Source organism: Variovorax sp. Soil_C_17, from assembly GCF_057657265.1.
Window position 1 is genome coordinate 874,039 of the sequence record NZ_JBDGIT010000002.1, and the last position, 23,047, is coordinate 897,085.

At 68.7% G+C, this 23,047-nt stretch carries 16 protein-coding genes; 8 read left to right on the forward strand and 8 right to left on the reverse strand.

Annotation, left to right across the window (positions count from 1 at the left end; translation table 11 throughout):
- Positions 1-49: 49 nt before the first annotated feature.
- Together AC3A6Y_RS12635 and AC3A6Y_RS12640 are read right to left on the reverse strand one after the other, a co-directional pair.
- On the reverse strand, positions 50-1,696 hold the full coding sequence (locus AC3A6Y_RS12635) for a 3-(methylthio)propionyl-CoA ligase (protein WP_487868567.1): 1,647 nt from the start codon (positions 1,694-1,696) through the stop codon (positions 50-52).
- A gap of 151 nt (positions 1,697-1,847) precedes the next feature.
- The gene (locus tag AC3A6Y_RS12640; protein ID WP_487868568.1) at positions 1,848-3,149 is read right to left on the reverse strand and encodes a UDP-N-acetylglucosamine 1-carboxyvinyltransferase; all 1,302 of its coding nucleotides are present in this window, start codon (positions 3,147-3,149) and stop codon (positions 1,848-1,850) included.
- A 170-nt stretch (positions 3,150-3,319) separates the two neighbouring features.
- Between AC3A6Y_RS12640 and AC3A6Y_RS12645 the strand changes: the two genes are divergently transcribed.
- Genes AC3A6Y_RS12645 through AC3A6Y_RS12665 form a run of 5 tightly spaced genes read left to right on the forward strand, consistent with a single transcriptional unit; the run spans position 3,320 to position 6,839 of the window.
- Positions 3,320-4,801: a protein adenylyltransferase SelO gene (locus AC3A6Y_RS12645; protein ID WP_487868569.1), complete on the forward strand. Its 1,482-nt coding sequence runs from the start codon at positions 3,320-3,322 to the stop codon at positions 4,799-4,801.
- On the forward strand, positions 4,798-5,208 hold the full coding sequence (msrB, locus tag AC3A6Y_RS12650) for a peptide-methionine (R)-S-oxide reductase MsrB (protein WP_487868570.1): 411 nt from the start codon (positions 4,798-4,800) through the stop codon (positions 5,206-5,208). Before AC3A6Y_RS12645 ends, msrB begins: the two co-directional genes overlap by 4 nt.
- Before the next feature lie 2 nt (positions 5,209-5,210).
- Positions 5,211-5,750 carry a septation protein A gene (locus AC3A6Y_RS12655; RefSeq protein ID WP_487868571.1) on the forward strand — a complete coding sequence of 180 codons (540 nt, stop codon included), beginning with the start codon at positions 5,211-5,213 and terminating at the stop codon, positions 5,748-5,750.
- Entirely contained in the window at positions 5,747-6,010 is a 264-nt protein-coding gene (locus AC3A6Y_RS12660) for a BolA family protein (protein ID WP_309962319.1), read from the forward strand. Before AC3A6Y_RS12655 ends, AC3A6Y_RS12660 begins: the two co-directional genes overlap by 4 nt.
- Positions 6,011-6,059: 49 nt before the next feature.
- Entirely contained in the window at positions 6,060-6,839 is a 780-nt protein-coding gene (locus AC3A6Y_RS12665; RefSeq protein ID WP_487868572.1) for a peptidylprolyl isomerase, read from the forward strand.
- 199 nt (positions 6,840-7,038) lie between these two features.
- Here AC3A6Y_RS12665 and purL read toward each other — a convergent pair whose 3' ends face one another.
- A complete protein-coding gene (purL, locus tag AC3A6Y_RS12670; RefSeq protein ID WP_487868573.1) occupies positions 7,039-11,088 on the reverse strand; it encodes a phosphoribosylformylglycinamidine synthase in 4,050 nt (1,349 codons plus the stop codon).
- 120 nt (positions 11,089-11,208) lie between these two features.
- Between purL and map the strand changes: the two genes are divergently transcribed.
- The 3 genes from map (at position 11,209) to AC3A6Y_RS12685 (ending at position 15,160) form a co-directional block, all read left to right on the forward strand.
- Positions 11,209-12,033 carry a type I methionyl aminopeptidase gene (gene map, locus AC3A6Y_RS12675; protein WP_487868574.1) on the forward strand — a complete coding sequence of 275 codons (825 nt, stop codon included), beginning with the start codon at positions 11,209-11,211 and terminating at the stop codon, positions 12,031-12,033.
- Positions 12,033-14,651 (forward strand): [protein-PII] uridylyltransferase, encoded by a 2,619-nt coding sequence (locus AC3A6Y_RS12680; protein ID WP_487868575.1) that lies wholly within the window; start codon positions 12,033-12,035, stop codon positions 14,649-14,651. The genes map and AC3A6Y_RS12680 overlap by 1 nt, the downstream gene beginning before the upstream one ends.
- A 104-nt stretch (positions 14,652-14,755) precedes the next feature.
- Complete coding sequence (locus AC3A6Y_RS12685; protein ID WP_487868576.1) at positions 14,756-15,160, forward strand: DoxX family protein; 405 nt, start codon at positions 14,756-14,758, stop codon at positions 15,158-15,160.
- A gap of 9 nt (positions 15,161-15,169) precedes the next feature.
- Here the strand turns inward: AC3A6Y_RS12685 and def are convergent, their stop codons facing one another.
- The 5 genes from def to smc all read right to left on the reverse strand — a co-directional run bounded on the left by def (position 15,170) and on the right by smc (position 22,999).
- Positions 15,170-15,709 (reverse strand): peptide deformylase, encoded by a 540-nt coding sequence (gene def / locus AC3A6Y_RS12690; RefSeq protein ID WP_487868577.1) that lies wholly within the window; start codon positions 15,707-15,709, stop codon positions 15,170-15,172.
- Between the two features lie 38 nt (positions 15,710-15,747).
- Positions 15,748-16,173, reverse strand: coding sequence for a hypothetical protein (locus AC3A6Y_RS12695; protein ID WP_487868578.1), 426 nt, complete (start codon positions 16,171-16,173; stop codon positions 15,748-15,750).
- 101 nt (positions 16,174-16,274) lie between these two features.
- A complete protein-coding gene (gene ligA / locus AC3A6Y_RS12700) occupies positions 16,275-18,362 on the reverse strand; it encodes an NAD-dependent DNA ligase LigA (RefSeq protein WP_487868579.1) in 2,088 nt (695 codons plus the stop codon).
- Positions 18,363-18,389: 27 nt separating this feature from the next.
- Positions 18,390-19,487 (reverse strand): cell division protein ZipA C-terminal FtsZ-binding domain-containing protein, encoded by a 1,098-nt coding sequence (locus AC3A6Y_RS12705; RefSeq protein ID WP_487868580.1) that lies wholly within the window; start codon positions 19,485-19,487, stop codon positions 18,390-18,392.
- On the reverse strand, positions 19,484-22,999 hold the full coding sequence (gene smc / locus AC3A6Y_RS12710) for a chromosome segregation protein SMC (protein ID WP_487868581.1): 3,516 nt from the start codon (positions 22,997-22,999) through the stop codon (positions 19,484-19,486). The genes AC3A6Y_RS12705 and smc overlap by 4 nt, the downstream gene beginning before the upstream one ends.
- Positions 23,000-23,047: the final 48 nt, after the last annotated feature.

The following is a 23,047-nucleotide window of genomic DNA, read 5'->3' on the forward strand; positions in this document are numbered from 1 at the left end:
CGACAGGCCGCACCGCGCAGGTGCTACCGGCCGGTAGGATGGCCGGGCATCAGCACTCCGGCAGCTTGTAGTCGCGCAACTGCTCGCGCAGGCGGGTCTTGAGGATCTTGCCGGTCGCGCCCAGCGGGATCGCCTCGACGAAGACCACGTCGTCGGGCACCTGCCACTTGGCCACCGTCTTGCCGCCGTAGAAGGCCAGCAGCTCCTCGCGCGTGAGCTCGGCGCCGGGCTTCTTCACCACGACCACGATCGGCCGCTCGTCCCACTTGGGGTGCGCCACCCCGATGCAGGCCGCCATCGCGACTGCCGGATGCGCCACCGCGATGTTCTCGATGTCGATGGAGCTGATCCATTCGCCGCCGGACTTGATCACGTCCTTGCTGCGGTCGGTGATCTGCAGGAAGCCGTCGGGGTCGATGGTGGCGACGTCGCCGGTGGGGAACCAGCCGCGGCCGCGCGCGTCGGGCACCAGCGGATCGCCGCCCTCTCCCTTGAAGTACTCCTTGACCACCCACGGACCCTTGACCAGCAGGTCGCCGGAGGCCTTGCCGTCCCAGGGCAGTTCCTTGCCCTGGCCGTCGACGATCTTCATGTCGACGCCGAAGATGGCCCGGCCCTGCTTCATGCGGATCGCGGTCTGCTGCTCCGGCGGCTGCGAGAGATGCTTGTTCTTCAAGGTGCAGAGCGTGCCCAGCGGCGACATCTCGGTCATGCCCCAGGCGTGCAGCACGTCGACGCCGTACTGCTGCTGGAAGGCGTTGATCATGGCCGGCGGGCAGGCCGAGCCGCCGATCACGGTGCGCTTCAGGGTGGAGAAGCGCAGGTCCTGCGCCTGCATGTGGCCCAGCAGCATCTGCCAGACGGTGGGCACGCCGGCCGCGAAGGTGACGCGCTCGCTCTCGAGCAGCTCGTAGACCGACTTGCCGTCGAGTGCCGGGCCGGGGAACACCAGCTTGGCGCCGGTCAGCGCGGCCGAGTACGGGATGCCCCAGGCGTTGACGTGGAACATCGGCACCACGGGCAGGACGGAATCGCGGGCCGACAGGTCCATCACGTCCGGCAGCGCGGCGGCGTAGGCATGCAGCAGCGTGGAGCGGTGGCTGTAGAGCGCGGCCTTGGGGTTGCCGGTGGTGCCGCTGGTGTAGCACATGCTCGAGGCCGAGTTCTCGTCGAAGGTCGGCCAGTCGTACCGGTCGGACAGGGGGCCCATCCAGGCCTCGTAGCTGACCAGGTTGGGGATGCCGCTGTCGGCGGGCAGCTTGTCGGCGTCGCACAGCGCGATCCACTTCTTGACGGTGCCGCACTTGGCGTGCACGGCCTGTACCAGCGGCAGGAAGGTGAGGTCGAAGCACAGGATCTGGTCTTCGGCGTGGTTCGCGATCCAGGCGATCTGGTCCGGATGCAGCCGGGGGTTGATGGTGTGCAGCACGCGGCCGCTGCCGCTGACGCCGTAGTACAGCTCCAGATGGCGGTAGCCGTTCCAGGCCAGGGTGGCCACCCGGTCGCTGAAGATCAGCTGCTCCTGGTCCAGCGCGTTGGCGACCTGGCGCGCACGCGATGCGATCCGGCGCCAACTGCTGCGGTGAATGTCGCCTTCGACCCGCCGCGAGACGATTTCCCCGTCGCCGTTGTGGCGTTCGGCGAACTCGATCAGCGACGAGATCAGCAATGGTTGGTCCTGCATCAAACCCAGCATCGGAAGGCTCCTTCAAGCAACAGATCGTGAAAATGCGGGGGCCGCGGCAACGGCCCCTTCAGCACCTGAGATTCACGCAATCTTCGCGGGATTCGGCAATGACAAAAACCCGCAGAGCACTGGCCCGACCTGTCGCGTCGGCGTCTTCGCCCTACTCCTCCTGGGTCCACTCCACGCGCACCCCCAGGCTGCGCAGGTTCTCCACGAAGCGCGGATGCGCACGCCGGATCGGCGCCGCGTTGCGGATCTCCGAGCGCCCCTCGATGCTGGCCGCGACCATGAAGAGCGCGATCGCCACGCGGATGATGTAGGGGCTCTCGACCACCGCCGGCGCGAGCGGCCCGCCGCCGAAGGTGATCAGCCGGTGCGGGTCGGACGAGAACACGTGGGCGCCGAACTTCGACAGCTCCCCGGTCCAGCCCAGCGCGCCGTCGTACACCTTGTTCCAGAACATCGCGTTGCCCTGGGCGCGCACGCCCAGCGCGATGAAGATCGGCAGCAGGTCCACCGGGAAGTAAGGCCAGGGCGCGGCCTCGACCTTGGTCAGCACGTTGGGCGTGAAGGGGGCCTGCACCTTCAGCGGGCCGCTGCGGCGGGCCTCGGACCAGCCGTCGCGGTGCACGATCTGCACGCCGAACTTGGCGAAGGTGCGGTCGATCAGCGGGAACTGGCCGGGCGCGCTGTTGCGCACCTGCACCTCGCCGCCGGTGATCGCGCCCAGCGCCAGGAAGGTGGTGATCTCGTGGAAGTCCTCGTCGAAGCGGAATTCGCCGCCGGCCAGCGGCGCACCGCCATGCACGGTGAGCTTGGAGGTGCCGATGCCCTCGATGCGTGCGCCCATCATCGCCATGAAGCGGCAGAACTCCTGCACGTGGGGCTCGGAGGCGGCGTTCGTCAGCGTCGAGATGCCGGTGGCGGCCACGGCGCAGAGCACGAAGTTCTCGGTGGTGGTGACGGAGGCGTAGTCCAGCCAATGGTCCACGGGCCGCATGCCCTCGGACAGGCGCACCAGCAGCGAGCCCTCGGTGCGCTCGACATGCCCGCCGAAGTGGCGGAAGACCTCCACATGCGGGTCGATCTCGCGCACGCCCAGGGTGCAGCCCTTGACGTTGTCCTCCAGCCGCGCCACGCCGAAGCGGGCGAGCAGCGGCGGCACCAGCATGATCGAGGAGCGCATCTCCTCCGGCAGGCGGTGGCGCGTGGCGTCGAAGGCGGTGTCGCGGTGGTGCAGGTCGAGCGTGCCGGTCTCGCGGTCGAGCCGCACCTCGCTGCCCAGGGCCTGGAAGATCTCGAGGATCTTGCGCACGTCGGTGATGTCGGGCACCCCGTGCAGCCGCAGGGGCTCGCGCGTGAGCAGGGTGGCGCAGAGCACGGGCAGCACCGCGTTCTTGTTGGCCGACGGGCTGATCCGGCCGCGCAGGGGAGCGCCGCCGTGGACGATGAGACTGGACATGGAGGGAAGAACTTGGGGGTGGGGAGGCGCGAAGGAAATCGCGAGGCCGCACTCTAACGGCTGGCGGGAGCGGAAAGCTCGATATCGGCCCGATGCACACAAATGGAAACAGAAAGGCCGCGATGGCCTCTTCTCGGCCCGGGCATCGATGGGTACGGGACAATTGCCCCATGAGCATGCTTGCAGACGAAGCCGAAGTGGTCGACCTCGGACTGGACTGGACCGCCGGTTTCTCCACCCTGGGCCCTGCCTTCTTCACCGAGCTCAGGCCCACGCCCCTGCCCGCGCCCTACTGGGTCGGGCGCAGCGCTGGCCTGGCGCGCGAGATCGGTCTGGACGAAGCCCGCCTGGACTCGGACGACGGCCTCGCGGCCTTCACCGGCAACGTGCCGGTCGCCGGCACCCGCCCGCTGGCCAGCGTCTACAGCGGCCACCAGTTCGGCGTCTGGGCCGGCCAGCTGGGCGACGGCCGGGCCATCCTGCTCGGCGAGACCGCGAGCGGCTGGGAGCTGCAGCTCAAGGGCTCGGGGCGCACGCCCTACTCGCGCATGGGCGACGGCCGGGCGGTGCTGCGATCCAGCATCCGCGAGTTCCTCTGCAGCGAGGCGATGCAAGCGCTGGGCATCCCCACCACGCGGGCCTTGTGCGTGACCGGCTCCGATGCGCAGGTGGTGCGCGAGGAGATCGAAACCGCCGCGGTGGTCACGCGCGCCTCGCCCAGCTTCATCCGATTCGGCCACTTCGAACATTTCGCGGCCAACAACCGCGTCGACGAACTGCGCGCGCTGGCCGACTTCACGATCGACCGCTTCTACCCGGACTGCCGGACCAGCGAGCGCTTCGGCGGCAACGTCTATGCGGCCTTCCTCGAGGCGGTGAGCGAGCGCACCGCGGCGCTGCTCGCGCAATGGCAGGCCGTCGGCTTCTGCCACGGCGTGATGAACACCGACAACATGAGCATCCTCGGGCTCACCATCGACTACGGGCCCTTCCAGTTCCTCGACGGCTTCGACCCGCGCCACATCTGCAACCACAGCGACACGGGCGGACGCTATGCCTACAACCAGCAGCCCAACGTCGCCTACTGGAACCTGTTCTGCCTGGCCCAGGCGCTGCTGCCGCTGATCGGCGACCAGGAGGTCGCGGTGGCCGCGCTGGAGTCGTACAAGACGGTGTTCCCCGAGGCCTACGAGGCGCGCATGCGCGCCAAGCTGGGCCTGCCCGGGGCCGCGCCGGGTGACCGTGCGCTGATCGAAGGCGTGCTCAAGCTGCTGGCGCAGGAGAAGGTGGACTACACGATCTTCTGGCGCCGCCTCGCGGACCTGCAGGCGGGCGGCGACCCGGCCGCGGTGCGCGACCTGTTCCTCGACCGTGCCGGCATCGAGGGCTGGCTCCAGTCCTTCGGGCAGCGCCACGCGCAGGTGCCCCCGGCGCAGGCGGCACAATCGATGCGCGCGGCCAATCCGAAGTTCGTCCTGCGGAACCACCTGGGCCAGCAGGCGATCGAATCGGCGCAGAAAAAAGACTTCTCGGAAGTGGCGACCTTGCTGGAGCTGCTCGAAACCCCATTTGAAGACCACGCCGGCCACGAGGCCTATGCCGGCTTCCCGCCCGACTGGGCTTCCACCATCGAAATCAGCTGCTCATCATGACCGCACCCGTCCAGAAAACCGATGCCGAATGGAAGGCCATACTGGCCGAGAAAGGCGCCGAACCCGCCGCCTTCGAAGTCACCCGCCACGCCGCCACCGAACGCCCCTACACCGGCAAGTACGAGGCGCACTGGGAAGACGGCAGCTACCACTGCATCTGCTGCGGCGCCAAGCTCTTCGAATCCGCCACCAAGTTCGACGCCGGCTGCGGCTGGCCCAGCTTTTCGCAGGAGGCGGTGCCCGGCGCCATCAAGAACATCGTCGACCGCTCGCACGGCATGGTGCGCACCGAGAACGTCTGCGCCAACTGCGGCGCCCACCTGGGCCACGTGTTCCCCGACGGCCCGACCGAAACCGGCCTGCGCTACTGCATGAACTCGGCCTCGCTCGACTTCCAGAAGCGCTGAACATGAAGTTGCTGCTCGACTTCTTCCCGATCCTGCTGTTCTTCGGCGCTTTCAAGCTCTACGACATCTACACCGCCACCGGCGTGCTGATGGCGGCCACCGTGCTGCAGATGGGCATCGCCTGGTTCAGCGAGCGCCGGCTGGCGCCGATGCAGAAGGCCACCCTGGTGCTGATCCTGCTGTTCGGCTCGCTCACGCTGCTGCTGCACGACGACCGCTTCATCAAGTGGAAACCCACGGTGCTCTACGGCGCGATGGCGCTGGCGCTGGCGGTGGCGCTGTGGGGCTTCAAGAAGAACTTCCTGAAGATGCTGCTGGGCGCGCAGCTGGAGCTGCCGGCCCAGATCTGGGCGCGGCTGAACGTCGCGTGGATCGCCTACTGCGTGTTCATGGCCGTGATCAACGGCTACGTGGCGGCCTATTTCAGCACCGAGGCCTGGGTGAACTTCAAGCTCTGGGGCTATGCGTTCCCGATCGTGTTCCTGGTGGCGCAGGGGCTGTACATCTCGCCGTATCTCAAATCGGACAAGCCCGCAGCATGAGCCTTCCGACTTCTGCCGACCTCGAAGCGCGCCTGCGCGCGACGCTGCAGCCGACCGTGCTCGAGGTGATCGACGAGAGCGCGGCGCATGCCGGCCACGCGGGCGCCAATGCCGAGGGCTACGGCACCCATTTCCGGGTGCGCATTGCCTCTCCTCTCTTCGAGGGAAAGCCGCGCGTGGCGCGCCATCGGCTTGTGTATGATGCGTTGCAACTTTTCATCGCACAGGGCCTTCACGCCATCGCCATCGAGACGCTTTGAAGCGCTTTGTTTCCCGCCTCTCCGGGCGGCAAAAGTACCCCCTCCCCTTATGAAGAAACAACTCCTGCAGGCCGCAGCCGCCGTCGCCCTTCTTGCTGCCCTCCCCGCCTTCGCGCAGAACGCGGCCATCGTCAACGGCAAGCCGGTGCCCAAGGCGCGCATGGACGTGCTGGCCCAGCAACTGGCGGCCGCCGGCCGGCCGGTCACGCCGGAAATGCAGGGCCAGCTGCGTGAAGAAGTGGTCGCCCGCGAGATCTTCATGCAGGAAGCCCAGAAGCAGGGCCTGGACGCCACCGACGACTACAAGAACCAGTTGGAGCTCGCGCGCCAGGCCATCCTGATCCGCCAGCTGTTCGACAACTACCGTAAGGCCAACGCGGTGTCCGACGCCGATGCGCAGGCCGAGTACGACAAGTTCGTCGCGGCCAACGGCGGCAAGGAATACAAGGCGCGCCACATCCTCGTTGAGAAGGAAGACCAGGCCCAGAAGATCCTGGCCGACCTGAAGAAGGGCGCCAAGTTCGAGGACCTCGCCAAGAAGCAGAGCAAGGACCCGGGCTCCGGTGCCAACGGCGGCGACCTCGACTGGGCCGCGCCCGCGAGCTTCGTGCCCGAGTTCTCGGAAGCGATGATCAAGCTCAAGAAGGGCGAGACCACCCCGGCCCCGATCAAGTCGCAGTTCGGCTACCACGTCATCCGCGTGGACGACATCCGCCAGGCCCAGTTGCCCAAGCTGGACGAGGTCAAGCCGCAGATCGTGCAGCAGTTGCAGCAGCAGCGGCTGCAGAAGTACCAGGAAGAATTGCGGTCGAAGGCGAAGGTCGAGTAAGCGCGTCGGCTGCGCTCGACAAACAAAAACGCGGCCACTTGGCCGCGTTTTTCTTGGCACCCTCGAACCAGCGCAATACTGACTGGCCTTCGAACAATGGAACAGTTCGAGCTCGCCTTCGATCAACAAGAACCGTTCCAAGAACCGTTCGGGCTGAGCTTGTCGAAGCCTCGCGAAGCGCTTCGACCCTTCTGCCGCCCTACCCCACCCACTTGCGCGCGTTACGCCAGATCCGCATCCACGGGCTGAGCGCGCTCTTGTCCCCCGAGGTCCAGCTCATCTGGACATTGCGGAACACGCGCTCCGGATGCGGCATCAGCGCGGTGAATCGCCCGTCGGCCGTGGTCACCGAAGTCAGGCCGCCGGCACTGCCGTTGGGGTTGAAGGGATAGCGCTCGGTCGGCTGGCCGTCGTTGTCGACGTAGCGCATCGCGGCGATGGCCCTGGCCGGGTCGCCGCGGTGCTTGAAGTTCGCATAGCCCTCCCCGTGCGCCACCGCGATGGGCAGCCGGCTGCCGGCCATGCCGGCGAAGAACAGGCTGGGCGAGTCGAGTACCTCCACCATCGACAGCCGCGCCTCGAAGCGCTCGCTCTGGTTGGTGGTGAAGCGCGGCCAGGCTTCGGCGCCGGGGATGATGTCGGCCAGCTCGGCGAACATCTGGCAGCCGTTGCACACGCCCAGGCCGAAGGTGTCGGCGCGGCCGAAGAAAGCCTTGAACTGCTCGCTCAGCTTCGGGTTGAAGGTGATGCTGCGCGCCCAGCCGATGCCGGCACCCAGGGTGTCGCCGTAGCTGAAGCCGCCGCAGGCCACCACGCCCTTGAAGTCGGCCAGGTCCGCCCGGCCGGTCTGCAGGTCGGTCATGTGGACGTCGAAGGACTCGAAGCCGGCCTCGTGGAAGGCGTAGGCCATCTCGACGTGCGAGTTGACGCCCTGCTCGCGCAGGATCGCGACCTTGGGCCGCGCGAGGTTGAGGAAAGGCGCCGCCACGTTCTCCTCGGCGCCCGGCGCCAGGTGTACATGGCGGCCCGGGTCCTGCGGCTCGCCGGCGGCGGCGTGCTCGGCGTCGGCACAGTCGGGGTTGTCGCGCTCGCGGCAGATCTTCCAGCTCACGGCGTCCCAGACCTGGTGCAGGTCGTGCAGGCTGGCGCTGAAGACGGCCTTGGCATCGCGCCAGACCTCCACCTTGCCCTTGCCGGCTTCGATGGCCGAGGCGTCGGGGCGGGTCTTGCCGATGAAATGGCTGTAGGCGCTGAGGCCGTGCGCACGCAGCGTCTGCATCACCTCGTTGCGCTCGGCGGTGCGCACCTGCAGGAGCAGGCCCAGCTCTTCGTTGAAGAGCGCCTTCAGCGTGAGCTCCTCGCGCCGGGCGCTGACCTGGCCGGCCCAGTTCTTGGCGTCGCCGTACTCGGCGCGACTGTCGCTGATGCCGTCGCCCTCGGTCACCAGGAGGTCAACGTTGAGGGCGATGCCCACGTGGCCGGCAAAGGCCATTTCGCACGCGGCGGCGAACAGGCCGCCGTCGCTGCGGTCGTGCAGCGCCAGGATCTTGCCCTCGGCGCGCAGGGCGTTGACGGCGGCGACCAGCTTGACCAGGTCCTGCGGATCGTCGAGGTCCGGCACCACGTCGCCGCTCTGCCCCAGGGTCTGGGCCAGGATGCTGCCGGCCATGCGCTGCTTGCCGCGGCCCAGATCGATCAGGACCAGCGTGCTGTCGGCCTCGCTCGCATCCAGCTGCGGCGTGAGCGTGCCCCGCACATCGGCCAGCGTGGCGAAGGCGCTGACGATCAGGCTCACGGGCGAGCTGACCTTCTTCTGCTCGCCCTCTTCCTGCCACTGCGTGCGCATGGACAGCGAATCCTTGCCGACGGGGATCGAGATGCCGAGCGCCGGGCAGAGCTCCAGGCCCACGGCCTTGACCGTCTCGTACAGCGCAGCGTCCTCGCCCGGCTCGCCGCAGGCCGCCATCCAGTTGGCCGAGAGCTTGACGCGCGAGAGCTCGATGGGCGCCGCCAGCAGGTTGGTGATGGCCTCCGCCACGGCCATGCGGCCGGAGGCCGGCGCGTCGAGGGCGGCGAGCGGGGTGCGCTCGCCCATGCTCATGGCCTCGCCGGCAAAGCCGGTGTAGTCGGCCAGCGTCACGGCGCAGTCGGCGACCGGCACCTGCCAAGGGCCGACCATCTGGTCGCGATGGCTCAGGCCGCCGACGGTGCGGTCGCCGATGGTGACGAGAAAGCGCTTGGAGGCGACGGTGGGATGGGAGAGGACGTCGATGGCGGCTTTCTGCAGCTCGACGCCGGTGAGCTCGAGGGGCTTGAAGGTGCGGGCCATGGACTGCACGTCGCGCAGCATCTTCGGGGGCTTGCCCAGGAGGACGTCCATGGGCATGTCGACGGGCGGGGTGCCCTCACCCCTGTCATCGGCTTCCATCAGCCCATCTGCCACGATCAGCTGCCGCTCTTCCGTCGCGACACCCACCACGGCGAACGGGCAGCGCTCGCGCTCGCAAAAGGCCTTGAACAGTTCGAGCGACTCCGGCGCGATCGCCAGCACATAGCGCTCCTGGCTCTCGTTGCACCAGATCTCCTTGGGCGCCAGGCCCGACTCCTCCAGCGGCACGGCGCGCAGGTCGAAGCGCGCGCCGCGGCCGGCGTCGTTGCTGAGCTCGGGGAAGGCATTGCTCAAGCCGCCCGCGCCGACGTCGTGGATCGCCAGGATCGGGTTGGCATCGCCCTGCTGCCAGCAATGGTTGATGACCTCCTGCGCGCGCCGCTCGATCTCGGGGTTGCCGCGCTGCACCGAGTCGAAGTCCAGCTCGGCCGCATTGGCGCCGGTCGCCATGGAGCTCGCCGCGCTGCCGCCCATGCCGATGCGCATGCCGGGGCCGCCCAGCTGGATCAGGAGCGAGCCCGCCGGGAACCGGATCTTCTTCGTCTGCCCCGCATCGATGCTGCCCAGGCCGCCCGCGATCATGATCGGCTTGTGGTAGCCGCGCTGCAGCGTGTCGCGGTCGCTGAAAATCGCCTGCTCGTACTCGCGGAAGTAGCCCAGCAGGTTGGGCCGGCCGAACTCGTTGTTGAAGGCGGCGCCGCCGAGCGGGCCCTCGGTCATGATCTGCAGCGGACTGGCGATGTGCTCCGGCTTGCCGTAGCTGCCTTCGGCAGGCCAGAGCTTCGACACCGTGAAGCCCGTCAGCCCCGCCTTGGGCTTGGAGCCGCGGCCGGTGGCGCCCTCGTCGCGGATCTCGCCGCCGGCGCCGGTGGAAGCGCCCGGGAAGGGCGAGATCGCCGTCGGGTGGTTGTGCGTCTCGACCTTCATCAGCACGTGGTTCAGCGCGTCCTGCTTGCCGTAGCGGCCCGCGGCCGAGGCGGCGACGAAGCGCTCGACCGGCGAGCCCTCCATGATCGAGGCGTTGTCGGCGTAGGCCACCACCGTGTGCTGCGGGTTCTGGCGTTCGGTGTGCCTGATCATCGAGAACAGGCTCTGCGGCTGCGCTTCGCCGTCGATCACGAAATCGGCGTTGAAGATCTTGTGCCGGCAATGCTCGCTGTTGGCCTGCGCGAACATCATCAGCTCGACGTCGCTGGGGTTGCGGCCGAGGCGGGTGAAGGCGTCGACCAGGTAATCGATCTCGTCCTGCGCCAGCGCCAGGCCGAAGCGCGTATTGGCTTCGACCAGCGCGGCGCGCCCGCCGGCCAGCACGTCGACCTGCGCCATCGGCTGGCCCGGCAGCTCGGCGAACAGCGCCGCCGCCTGCTCCACGCCGGGGAGCACCGATTCGGTCATGCGGTCGTGCAGCAGCGCGCCCAGGGCGGCCAGCCGCTCGGTATCGAGCACCGGCGCCTTGCCCAGCAGCGGCGCCTTCAGCACGAGGTGGTACTGCGTGACGCGCTCGACACGGCGCAGCGCCAGGCCGCAGTTGTGGGCGATGTCCGTGGCCTTGGAGGCCCAGGGCGAGACCGTGCCCAGTCGCGGCGTGACCACCAGCGTCGGGCCTGACCTGGCGGGCGCCTCGAAGGGCTCGCCGTAGACCAGCAGGGCAGCGAAGCGCTCGCGCTCGGCGCCTTCCAGCGCGTGGTCGGTCGCGACCAGATGGACGAAGCGGGCCGAGAGGCCTTCGATGCGCGGCTCGATGGCCTGCAGCCGGGGCAGCAGCTGCCGGGCCCGGAAACCGCTGAGCGCGCTGCCGCCCTCGAAGAAGGTCACCACCGGGGCGACGGGATGGGAAGGCGCATTCAGGGGCAAGGTCACGATCGGGGTCGGCCGGCGGGCCGCGTTGGAAACCAGGGGAATGGAGGCGGCGGCCGCTGACTGGGGCCATCCGCGCCAAGCCCGCGATTTTAAACGGGCCGAATGGGATAATTCGGGCCCATGAGCATCACCTACAAAGACGCCGAGGGCGTGGCCGGCATGCGCATTGCATGCCGCCTCGCTTCCGAGGTGCTGGACTACCTGACCGCGCACGTCAAGCCCGGCGTGACCACCAACGAGATCGACAAGCTCGCGCACGACTACATCACGCAGGTGCAGGGCGCGATCCCCGCCCCCCTCAACTACATGGGCGCCTCCAGCGTGCCCTACCCCAAGTCCATCTGCACCTCGGTCAACCATGTGGTGTGCCATGGCATCCCGAACGACAAGCCGCTCAAGAAGGGCGACATCGTCAACGTCGACGTCACGGTCATCAAGGACGGCTGGCACGGCGACACCAGCCGCATGTTCGTCGTGGGCGACGCCTCGATCGCGGCCAAGCGCCTGTGCGTCTTCACCTACGAGGCCATGTGGCACGGCATCGTCAAGGTGAAGCCGGGCGTTCACCTGGGCGACATCGGCTTCGCCATCCAGCGCTTCGCCGAGAGCAACGGCTTCTCGGTGGTGCGCGAGTTCTGCGGCCACGGCATCGGCCGCGGCTTCCATGAAGAGCCGCAGGTGCTGCACTACGGCAAGCCCGGCACGCTGGACGAGCTCAAGCCCGGCATGACCTTCACCATCGAGCCCATGATCAACGCCGGCAAGCGCGACATCAAGGAAGACGCCCGGGGCGGCCAGTACGACGGCTGGACCATCGTCACGCGCGACCACTCGCTGTCGGCCCAGTGGGAGCACACGGTGCTGGTCACCGAGACCGGCTACGAGGTGCTCACGCTCTCGGCCGGCAGCCCGCCGCCGCCCGCCTTCGCCACCGCCTCGGCTTGATGCTGCCGGCGGGCCTTCGGGACGCAGACGTGGTGGACATCCCTTCGCTGCGCGACGCCTACCGCACGCACAAGCTGGCGCTGTTCGACCAGCTGCGCAGCGCGCGCGCGCCCACGCGCAGCGTCCACACCGTGCTGCGCCAGCTCGCGAGCCTGGCCGACGAGGCGCTCGCCGGGCTGTGGGACGACGCCGGCTTCGGCAACCGGCTCGCCCTGGTCGCGGTCGGCGGCTTCGGGCGCGGCGAGCTGTTCCCCTTTTCCGACGTCGACGTGCTGCTGCTGCTGCCGCAGGACCATGCGACCGATGTCGATCCGTCGCGCATCGAGGCCTTCATCGGCCATTGCTGGGACGTGGGGCTGGAGATCGGTTCCAGCGTGCGCACGGTGGACGAATGCCTGGCCGAAGCCGCCAAGGACGTCACGGTCCAGACCTCGCTGCTCGAATCCCGCCTCGTCGCCGGCGACAAGAAGCTCTATTCGGCCTTCCGCAAGAGCTTTCTCGCCGACATCGACCCGCACGCCTTCTTCGCCGCCAAGACGCAGGAGATGCGGCACCGGCACCAGAAGTACGAGAACACGCCCTACGCGCTGGAGCCCAACTGCAAGGAATCGCCCGGCGGGCTGCGCGACCTGCAGATCGTCCTGTGGGTGACCAAGGCGGCCGGCTTCGGCAGGCGCTGGGACGACCTGGCGAAGAACGGCCTGGCCACTGCCTTCGAGGTGCAGCAGATCAAGCGCAACGAGGCCCTGCTGAGCCTGATTCGCGCCCGCCTGCACCTGATCGCCAACCGGCGCGAGGACCGCCTGGTGTTCGACCTTCAAACGGCCGTGGCGGCCACCTTCGGCTACGTCGGCGAATCGCAGCGAAAGTCGAGCGAGGCGCTGATGCGCCGCTACTACTGGGCGGCCAAGGCGGTGACGCAGCTCAATCAGATCCTCTTGCTGAACATTGCCGAGCGGCTCAATCCGCAGGAGGAGCAGGCCACCCGTATCAACGACCGCTTCTTCGAGAAGGGCGGCCTGATCGAGGTCGCGAGCGACGACCTGTACCTCAAGGACCCGCACGCGATCCTCGAAACCTTCTTGCTCTTCCAGAAGACCATCGGCGTCAACGGCCTGTCGGCGCGCACGCTGCGCGCGCTCTACAACGCACGCCACGTGATGGACAGCAAGTTCCGCAACGACCGCGTGAACCACGCGACCTTCATGCGCATCCTGCTGGAGCCGCGCGGCATCACGCATGCTTTCAGGCTGATGAACCAGACCTCGGTGCTGGGCCGCTACCTGCGGGTGTTCCGCAGCATCGTCGGTCAGATGCAGCACGACCTGTTCCACGTCTACACGGTCGACCAGCACATCCTGATGGTGCTGCGCAACGTGCGGCGCTTCTTCATCGTCGAGCATGCGCACGAATACCCCTTCTGCTCGCAGCTCGCGGGCGGCTGGGACAAGCCGTGGATTCTCTATGTCGCGGCGCTGTTCCACGACATCGCCAAGGGCCGCGGAGGCGACCATTCGGAGCTCGGCGCGCGCGACGTGCGGCGCTTCTGCCGCCAGCACGAGATCCCGCGCGAGGACGCGCGGCTGATCGAGTTCCTGGTGTCGGAGCACCTGGTGATGAGCCAGGTCGCGCAGAAGCAGGACCTGAGCGACCCGGAGGTGATCGCCCGTTTTGCACAGCGCGTGGGCAACGAGCGCTACCTGACGGCGCTCTACCTGCTCACGATCGCCGACATCCGCGGCACGTCCCCGCGCGTGTGGAACGCCTGGAAGGGCAAGCTGCTCGAGGACCTCTACCGCTCGACGCTGCGCGCCCTGGGCGGCCGCATGCCCGACCCCGGCGCCGAGGTGGAGGCACGCAAGCGCGAAGCGCTGGTGCAGCTGGCGCTGCATGCGCAACCCTTCGAGGCCCACAAGGCGCTGTGGGAGACGCTCGACGTCGGCTACTTCATGCGCCACGACGCCTCCGAGATCGCCTGGCACACCAAGCAGCTGTCGCGGCACGTGCCGCCCAAGAATGTGCCCGTGGACCCGCACGCACCGGCCATGGTGCGTGCCCGGCTCTCGCCGGTGGGCGAGGGGTTGCAGGTGGTGGTCTACACGCCCGACCAGCCCGACCTGTTCGCGCGCATCTGCGGCTACTTCGAACAGTCCTCCTTCAGCATCCTCGACGCCAAGGTGCACACCGCCACCAACGGCTATGCGCTGGACACCTTCCAGGTCGTCACCACCTTCATTCCCGAGCACTACCGCGACCTGATCAGCATGGTCGAGACCGGCCTGGCCAGGACGCTGGACGAGGCCGGCCCCCTGCCCGCGCCCAGCAAGGGCCGCGTGTCGCGCCGGGTGCGCAGCTTCCCGATCAAGCCGCGAGTCAGCCTGCTGCCCGACGAGAAGGCGCAGCACTGGCTGCTCAACATCTCGGCCAGCGACCGCGTGGGCCTGCTGTACTCGGTGGCGCGCGTGCTCGCGCGCCATCACCTGAACCTGCAGCTCGCCAAGATCACGACCCTGGGCGAGCGCGTGGAAGACACCTTCCTGATCAGCGGGCCCGAGCTGCAGGGCCAGCGCACGCAGGCGGCGATCGAAACCGAGCTGCTCGAAGCGCTGGCGGCCTGAGCGGGCCGGGAGTCTCCCCAGGCCGTCAGAGGACGGTCCGGAAGAGGTGCGCGGAATCGACCACAATCGCCGCTGTTTTTTCAACGACAGAAAGGCTTTCGAACATGATCCGTTCCGACGACACCGGCAAACTCATCCTCCGCTTGGCCCTGGGCATCCTGATGCTGCTGCACGGCATCGCCAAGATCAACGGCGGCGTGGGCTTCGCGGCCAGCATGTTGGCCTCGCATGGACTGCCGACCGCCCTGGCCTACCTGGTCTATGTGGGTGAAATCGTCGCGCCGGTGCTGCTGATCATCGGCCTCTACACGCGGCCGGCGGCATGGATCGTGGTCATCAACATGCTCGTTGCGATCTGGCTGGTGCACATGAAGGAAATCGGCATGCTCAACAAGCAGGGCGGCTGGGCGCTCGAGCTGCAGGGCCTGTTCCTGTTCAGCGCGCTGGCCGTGGCCTTCCTGGGCGCGGGCCGCTTCAGCGTCGGCGGCACGGGCGGCCGCTACAACTGATCGTCCGCCCTACTCGTCTTCGGCCGCATCGAGACCCGGGAACAGGATCTCGGTGTAGCCGAAGCGCGAGAAATCCCGCACCCGCATCGGGTAGAGCTTGCCCAGCAGGTGATCGACCTCGTGCTGCACCACGCGTGCATGAAAGCCGCTGACGGTGCGGTCGATGGGGTCGCCGTAAGGGTCGAAGCCGGTGTAGCGGATGTGCGCGAAGCGCGGCACCACGCCACGCAGGCCCGGCACCGAGAGGCAGCCTTCCCAACCCTCTTCTTCCTCGTCGCCGATGGGCGTGACGACCGGGTTGAGGAGCACCGTCCGCGGCACGGCCGGTGCATCCGGATAGCGCGGATTGACGGCGTCGGTGCCGAAGATCACGAGCTGCTGGTCCACGCCGATCTGCGGCGCGGCGAGGCCGGCACCGTTCACCGCGTGCATGGTCTCGAACATGTCCCGAACCAGCAGGTGCAGCTCGTCGGTGTCGAAGGCGGCGACCGGCTGCGCGATGCGCAGCAGCCGGGGGTCGCCCATCTTGAGGATCTCGCGTACCGTCATGCGGGCATTATCGCCACCGCAGTCCGAGCGACCGGGACTCAGGGCGGCGTCTGGGTGCGCGAATCGGGCGAGTTCAGCATTTGATTGATTTCGCGCGGACTGCGGCCCGGCGGGACCGGCACCGTCACGCCGGCGCCGCCGCCGCTGCGGGGACCGGCGTGTGCCGGGGGCACGGGTACGACAGCGCTCGGGCGCCCGCCCCAGCCGGCGCGCGGGTAGCCCGGATGCGGGTAATAGCCGGGGCGACCGCCGTAGTACGGATAGGGGTAGCGCGGGCGGGAGTAATAGCCACGGCTATAGGAGCCGTCGATGTACACGTTCGGCTGGACCACCACCGGCCCCGGGTCCGCGTAATAGGGCTCGGAGTATCCGTACGAGCCGCCCGGCACGGCCACGCAGCCGCCGAGCAGCGCGGCGCCTCCGAGCACGGCACACACACCCCATAGACGGCGATTCTTGATCATGATGGACTCCTGGTCGGTATTGATGTGATCAACGTCCTCTTGTAGACCTTGTTGACTTCTATCGCATGAAGCTGCGTAACGCCCGGTAAAGCTCGGCGCGCTCAAAGGCCGTTGGCAAGGATTTCGAGCATCTGCGCCTCGTCGATCACGGCCACACCCAGCCCGGTCGCCTTGTCGAGCTTGCTGCCAGCCTCGGCGCCCGCCACCAGGAAATCGGTCTTCTTGCTGACCGACCCGGCGACCTTGGCGCCCGCTGACTCCAGTTTGTCCTTCGCCTCGTCGCGGCTGAGCGTAGGAAGGGTGCCGGTGATCACGAAGGTCTTGCCCGCGAGGGGCTTGGGCGCGCGGGCCGCCGGCTCGCCCTCTTCCCAGCTCACGCCGCAGGCGCGCAGCTGCTCGACCACCTCGCGGTTGTGCGCCTGGTCGAAGAAGGTGCGCAGGCTCTGCGCCACCACCGGCCCGACATCGTTGACCTCCAGCAGTTGCTCTTCGGTGGCGTCCATGATCGCGTCGAGCTTGCCGAAGTGCTTGGCCAGGTCCTTGGCGGTGCTTTCGCCGATATGGCGGATGCCCAGCCCGAAAAGGAAGCGCGGCAGCGTGGTCTTCTTCGACGCCTCCAGTGCGTCGACCAGGTTCTTCGCCGACTTGTGGGCCATGCGGTCCAACCCGGCCAGCGTCGTGAGGCCCAGCTTGTAGAGGTCGGGCAGCGTGCGGATCAGCTGCCCGTCCACCAGTTGCTCGACCAGCTTGTCGCCCAGGCCCTCGATGTCCAGGGCGCGGCGCGCCGCGAAGTGCAGGATGGCCTCCTTGCGCTGGGCGCCGCAGAACAGGCCGCCCGTGCAGCGGTAATCGACCTCGCCCTCCTCGCGCAGCGCGTCGGAGCCGCAGACGGGACACTTGTGCGGCATGGTGAAGACCGGGCCGCGCTGCGCCGGCGGCCGTGCCGCGCTCTCGGGCAGCACGCCCACCACTTCGGGGATCACGTCGCCGGCACGCCGCACGATCACCGTGTCGCCCACCCGCACGTCCTTGCGCCGGGCCTCGTCCTCGTTGTGCAGGGTGGCGTTGGTCACGGTGACGCCGCCCACGAACACCGGCGCCAGCTTGGCCACCGGCGTGAGCTTGCCGGTGCGGCCCACCTGCACCTCGATGCCCAGCACCTCGGTCAACTGCTCCTGCGCCGGATACTTGTGGGCCACCGCCCAGCGCGGCTCGCGCGAGACGAAGCCGAGCTGCCGCTGCAGCTCCAGGCTGTCGACCTTGTAGACCACGCCGTCGATGTCGTAGGGCAGCGCGTCGCGCTGGCGCGCGATGGTCTCGTGGAACGCGATCAGCTCGATCGCGCCGCGGGCGCGCTGCGTCTGCGTGCCGATCGGAAAGCCCCAGGCATGGAACTGCTGCAGCCAGTCGAACTGCGTGGCATGCGCGGGCCCGCCCTGCTCCGGCGGCGTGACTTCGCCGAGGCCGTAGGCGAAGAAGCTCAAGGGCCGGGCAGCGGCGATCGCCGGATCGAGCTGGCGCACCGCGCCGGCGGCGGCGTTGCGCGGGTTCACGAACACCTTCTCGTTCTTCTGGCCGGCGGCGATCTTCTCGCGCTGGCGCTCGTTCAGTTTCTCGAAGTCGTCGCGGCGCATGTAGACCTCGCCGCGCACCTCCACCACCGGCGGGATCTCCGCGCCATGGCCGTGCAGGCGCAACGGGATCTGCTGCACCGTGCGGATGCTCTGCGTGACGTCCTCGCCGATCTCGCCGTCCCCGCGGGTGGCGGCCTGCACCAGCACGCCCTGCTCGTAGCGCAAGTTGACGGCCAGGCCGTCGAACTTGAGCTCGCACACGTACTCGACCTGCGGGGCGTCCTCAGCCAGCCCCAGCTCGCGGCGCACCCGCGCGTCGAAGGCGCTGGCGCCGCCGGGCGTGATGTCCGTCTCGGTGCGGATCGACAGCATCGGCACCTTGTGGCGCACCTTGGCGAAGGCTTCCAGCGCCTTGCCGCCGACGCGCTGCGTGGGCGAGTCGGGCGTGCGCAGCTCGGGGTGTTCGGCCTCCAGCGCCTGCAGGCGCTGGAACAGGCGGTCGTACTCGGCATCGGGCAGCTCGGGGGCGTCGAGCACGTAGTAGAGATGGGCGTGGCGGCGCAGTTGCTCGCCCAGTGCGGCGGCTTCGCGAGCCGCGTCCTCGCGTGTGGTCATGGGAATCTCCGGGATCAGTGCCCGTTTTTAGCTGAAGAGGCGCCGGGCCAGGGGCGATCCGGCCGACAGCTCGCGCGAATCGAGGGTGTCGTAGAGCTGCTCGAGATCGGCGCCGATCGCGTCCATCGTTTCCTCGCGCAGCAGCTGGCCGTCGCTGTCGGTGACGACGCCGTCCATCTCGCGCGCCAGCGTCGCGGCGGTTTCGCGCATGCGCGCAAAGGGGCGCTCGCCGCGGTCGACCTGCGGCACGTCCAGGCTCAGCGTGAGCTCGCGGATGGCCGATTGGGCCGGGTCGTCGGCCAGCGCGGCCTGGGTGTCGAAGGACAGGCCCAGGATCGGCGGCAGGCCGAGCTCGCTCGCCGGCAGCACCATGCGGCCCGGAATGATCCCGGCCACGAAGCCCAGCCGCGCGGCGTTCTGCTGCACGTAGCCCGGGCTCCAGGCGGCGTGCAGCGCGCGCAGCACGAAGCTCAGCTGGGCATCGTGCGCGCTGGCGAACTGGTCGAGCTCGCGTGCCCGCGCCACCTCGTCGAGCATCTCGGGAAACTCGGGCGCGCCGTTGATCGCGTCGGCGAAGGCCTGGGCCTTGACCACGAACTCGGAATACTCGATCTCGTTGAGCGCCCCGGTGCGGTTGGCCAGCTGCACGCCGGCCTGGAAGGCGCCGTAGCGCTGGCCGGGCGCGGCCGGTTCCCATTCGCCGGTGTGCTCGTTGAGGCCTTCGATCGCCACCGGCTTGCTGCCGGCGCGGCGCGTGGCCGGCATGGCCGCGATGGCGGCGTCGCCGGACGCCAGGCCGTCCAGCGTGATGGGCGCGATCACGTCGATCAGCGGGTCCAGCCCGCCGCGCCGCTCGGCCGTCGGGATCGGCAGCGCGCTGGGCGCGGGCAGGTCGGGGTCGAACAGCGGCTCGTGCCGCTCGGCGCCGGCGACCGGGTGGCCCGTGACGTGCAGCACCGGCTCTTCCTCGCGGCGGAGGGGCGCCGGCGCCGTCTCCGGCGCATCGGCGTTGGGCGCATCGGGCTGGCGCGGCGCGTTGCGGCGCGACATCCAGGCGTTGTAGCCGACCACCACGGCCAGCACGAGGCCGCCGAGGATGGCCAGCGCGACGGTCAGATTGCTCATGCGGCCTCGGCCATCGATACGGCAGATTCCATGTCCACCGCCACGATGCGCGAGACGCCCTGCTCCTGCATGGTCACGCCGATCAGCTGCTCGGCCATCTCCATCGCGATCTTGTTGTGGCTGATGAAGAGGAACTGGGTTTCGCGGCTCATCGCCGTCACCAGCTTGGCGTAGCGCTCGGTGTTGGCGTCGTCCAGCGGCGCATCCACTTCGTCCAGCAGGCAGAAGGGCGCGGGGTTCAGCTGGAAGATCGCGAACACCAGCGCGATCGCGGTCAGCGCCTTCTCGCCGCCCGACAGCAGGTGGATGGTCTGGTTCTTCTTGCCGGGCGGCTGCGCCATCACCTGCACGCCGGAATCGAGGATCTCGTCGCCGGTCATCATGAGCCTGGCGTTGCCGCCGCCGAAGAGCTCCGGGAACATCCGGCTGAAATGCTCGTTGACGATCTTGAAGGTGCCGCCGAGCAGCTCGCGGGTCTCGCCGTCGATCTTGCGGATCGCATCTTCCAGCGTGTTGATGGCCTCGTTGAGGTCGGCCGACTGCGCGTCGAGGAAAGTCTTGCGCTCGCGCGCCACCGCCAGCTCGTCGAGGGCGGCCAGGTTGACGGCGCCCAGCGCGGCAACCTCGCGGTTGAGGCGGTCGATCTCGGACTGCAGGCCGGTCAGCCGCACCTTGTCCTCCTCGATCGAGCGCGCGACCGCCTCGAGGTCGGCCTGGGCATCGGTCAGCAGCTGCTGGTATTGCTCGAAGCCCAGGCGCGCGGCCTGCTCCTTCAGCTGCAGCTCGGTGATGCGCTGGCGCAGCGGGTCGAGCTCGCGCTCGAGCTGCAGGCGGCGCTCGTCGCTGGCGCGCAGCTTGAGCGTGAGGTCGTCGTACTGGCTGCGCGTGGCGCCCAGCGCCGTCTCGCGCTCCAGCTTGAGGGACAGCGCGTCCTGCAGGCCCGCCTGGGCAGCGGCGTCGGACAGGCGGCCCAGCTCGGCACGAGCGCGCTCGTTTTCTTCGGTGAGCGAAACCACCTGCTGGTTCGCCGTCTCGATGGCACGGTTGAGTTCGGCGCGGCGTGCTTCCAGCGTGCGCTGTGCGAAGACCGCCTCCTGCGCCTGGCGCTCCAGGCTGCGGTGCTGCTCGCGGCTGGCGGACAGGGCGCGGCCGGCTTCGATCACCCGCTCGTCGAGCTGGGCATGGCGCTCCTGGCTGTCGGCCAGCTGCATGTCCAGCTCTTCGAAGCGGCCCTCGGCGGCGACGCGCTTTTCCTGCAGCTCTTCCAGCTGGGCCTCGACCTCGCCGAGGTCGTTGGACAGTTGCTCGCTGCGTGCGCGGGTCTGCTCGGCCAGCTGCGTGAGGCGCAGCGTCTCGACCTGCAGCTCGTGCGCGCGCGACTGGGTGTCGGCCGCTTCGCGCCGCGCCGTGACCAGGCGCTGCGCCGCATCGCCGTAGGCGGATTCGGCACGGGCCAGCGCGGTGCGGGCCTCTTCGCTGATCAGCGTCTGGGCGCGCAGCTGGCGCTCCAGGTTTTCCATTTCCTGCTGGCGCGCCAGCAGGCCGGCCTGCTCGGAATCCTGCGCGTAGAAGCTGACGCTGTGGGCGGTGACCGCGTGGCCGCTCTGGACGAAGATCGCTTCGCCGGGCTGCAGCTTGTCGCGCTGGGCCAGTGCTTCTTCGAGCGTCGGCGCGGTGAAGCAGCCGTGCAGCCAGTCGGACAGCAGCGCCTGCTGGCCCGCATCGCCCAGGCGCAGCAGGTCCGCGAGGCGCGGCAGCGCGCCCTGGGCCTGCGGCACCGCGGCCGCGGGCGGGCTGTAGAAGGCCAGCTTGGCCGGCGGCGCGTCGCCGCCGAAGGCGCGGACCATGTCGAGTCGGCTGACTTCGAGCGCGCCGAGGCGCTCGCGCAGCGCGGCTTCGAGCGCGTTTTCCCAGCCCTGCTCGATGTGGATGCGGCTCCACAGGCCTTGCAGGCCTTCGAGGCCGTGCTTGGCCAGCCAGGGGGCGAGCTTGCCGTCGGTCTTGACCTTCTCCTGCAGCGCCTTCAGCGCTTCGAGCCGGGCCGACAGCTCGGCATGGCGCGCGCCCTCGGTGTTGACCGCCTGCTGCTTGCCGCGCCGGTCCTCGTCGAGCTGCGGCACGGCGTCCTGAAGCTCGTGCAGGCGGGCATCGGCTTCGCCGGCGGCTTCCTGCGCGGCGGCCAGTTGCTCCTGCAGGTCGCGCAGCCGCGCCTCGTCGGGCGCGGCGAGCGCGTTCTGATCGTTGCGCAGGCGCTCGGCGCGCTGCGTCAGCTGACGGGTCTGGTCCTCGATGTTGCGCTGATCGGCGGCCAGCACCTGGATCTGCTGCTGCACCTGCGCGACGCTGGCGCGCTGCGCGTTGGCCTCGTCCTGCGCGCGCTGCTGCGCCTCTTCGAGGCTGGGAATGCGTGCGTCATGCTCCTCCAGCTGAGCGGCCAGCAGCTCGGCCTGCTCCTCGGCATTCACGCCCTGGCCGGCGAGCGTCTCGATCTCGGCCTCGGCGTCTTCGCGGCGCGTGTTCCATTGCGCAATCTGCTCGCCGAGCTGCACCAGGCGCTGCTCCACCCGCTGGCGGCCTTCGACCACGAAGCGGATCTCGCCCTCCAGCCGGCCGACCTCGGCGCTGGCCTCGTAAAGCTTGCCCTGCGCCTGGTTGACCTGGTCTCCTGCCGCGTAGTGGGCCTGGCGCACGGTCTCGAGCTCGGATTCGACATGCCGCAGATCGGCCGTGCGCGATTCGAGGTCGTTGATCGCCTTTTCGCCATCGGCCTTGACCTTGGCCTGGTCGCCCTCGCTCTCGCTGCGCTTGAGAAACCACAGCTGGTGCTGCTTGCGCGTGGCGTCGGCCTGCAGCGTGTTGTAGCGGGTCGCGACCTCGGCCTGCTTCTCCAGCCGCTCCAGGTTGCTGCCGAGCTCGCGCAGGATGTCTTCGACGCGCGTCAGGTTCTCGCGGGTGTCGCCGAGCCGGTTCTCCGTTTCGCGGCGGCGCTCCTTGTACTTGGAAACGCCGGCCGCCTCTTCGAGGAAGAGCCGCAGCTCCTCGGGCTTGGATTCGATGATCCGGCTGATCGTCCCCTGCCCGATGATCGCGTAGGCGCGGGGGCCGAGGCCGGTGCCCAGGAACACGTCCTGCACGTCGCGCCGGCGCACCGGCTGGTTGTTGATGAAGTAGCTGGAATTGCCGTCGCGCGTCAGCACCCGCTTGACCGCGATCTCGGCGAACTGCGACCACTGGCCGCCGGCGCGGTGATCGGAGTTGTCGAACACCAGCTCCACGCTCGACCGGCTGGCCTGCTTGCGCGTGGTCGTGCCGTTGAAGATCACGTCCTGCATCGATTCGCCGCGCAGCTCGGAGGCGCGCGACTCGCCGAGCACCCAGCGCACCGCATCCATGATGTTCGACTTGCCGCAGCCATTGGGCCCCACCACGCCCACCAGTTGGCCGGGCAAAAGGAAATTGGTGGGTTCCGCGAAGGACTTGAAGCCGGAGAGCTTGATCGAATTGAGACGCACGGCTGGTCTGGCTTAGGTTGCCAAGGTATTGATTTGTAAGGGAATATT

What these genes read in the sequence shown, in the direction of transcription:
- AC3A6Y_RS12655 (WP_487868571.1), top strand. Translation starts at nt 5,211, where the DNA reads ATGAAGTTGCTGCTCGACTTCTTCCCGATCCTGCTGTTCTTCGGCGCT.
- AC3A6Y_RS12660 (WP_309962319.1), top strand. Translation starts at nt 5,747, where the DNA reads ATGAGCCTTCCGACTTCTGCCGACCTCGAAGCGCGCCTGCGCGCGACG.
- AC3A6Y_RS12635 (WP_487868567.1), bottom strand. Translation starts at nt 1,696, where the DNA reads ATGCTGGGTTTGATGCAGGACCAACCATTGCTGATCTCGTCGCTGATC.
- msrB (WP_487868570.1), top strand. Translation starts at nt 4,798, where the DNA reads ATGACCGCACCCGTCCAGAAAACCGATGCCGAATGGAAGGCCATACTG.
- map (WP_487868574.1), top strand. Translation starts at nt 11,209, where the DNA reads ATGAGCATCACCTACAAAGACGCCGAGGGCGTGGCCGGCATGCGCATT.
- AC3A6Y_RS12685 (WP_487868576.1), top strand. Translation starts at nt 14,756, where the DNA reads ATGATCCGTTCCGACGACACCGGCAAACTCATCCTCCGCTTGGCCCTG.
- def (WP_487868577.1), bottom strand. Translation starts at nt 15,709, where the DNA reads ATGACGGTACGCGAGATCCTCAAGATGGGCGACCCCCGGCTGCTGCGC.
- AC3A6Y_RS12695 (WP_487868578.1), bottom strand. Translation starts at nt 16,173, where the DNA reads ATGATCAAGAATCGCCGTCTATGGGGTGTGTGTGCCGTGCTCGGAGGC.
- AC3A6Y_RS12645 (WP_487868569.1), top strand. Translation starts at nt 3,320, where the DNA reads ATGAGCATGCTTGCAGACGAAGCCGAAGTGGTCGACCTCGGACTGGAC.
- AC3A6Y_RS12640 (WP_487868568.1), bottom strand. Translation starts at nt 3,149, where the DNA reads ATGTCCAGTCTCATCGTCCACGGCGGCGCTCCCCTGCGCGGCCGGATC.
- ligA (WP_487868579.1), bottom strand. Translation starts at nt 18,362, where the DNA reads ATGACCACACGCGAGGACGCGGCTCGCGAAGCCGCCGCACTGGGCGAG.
- AC3A6Y_RS12705 (WP_487868580.1), bottom strand. Translation starts at nt 19,487, where the DNA reads ATGAGCAATCTGACCGTCGCGCTGGCCATCCTCGGCGGCCTCGTGCTG.
- AC3A6Y_RS12680 (WP_487868575.1), top strand. Translation starts at nt 12,033, where the DNA reads ATGCTGCCGGCGGGCCTTCGGGACGCAGACGTGGTGGACATCCCTTCG.
- AC3A6Y_RS12665 (WP_487868572.1), top strand. Translation starts at nt 6,060, where the DNA reads ATGAAGAAACAACTCCTGCAGGCCGCAGCCGCCGTCGCCCTTCTTGCT.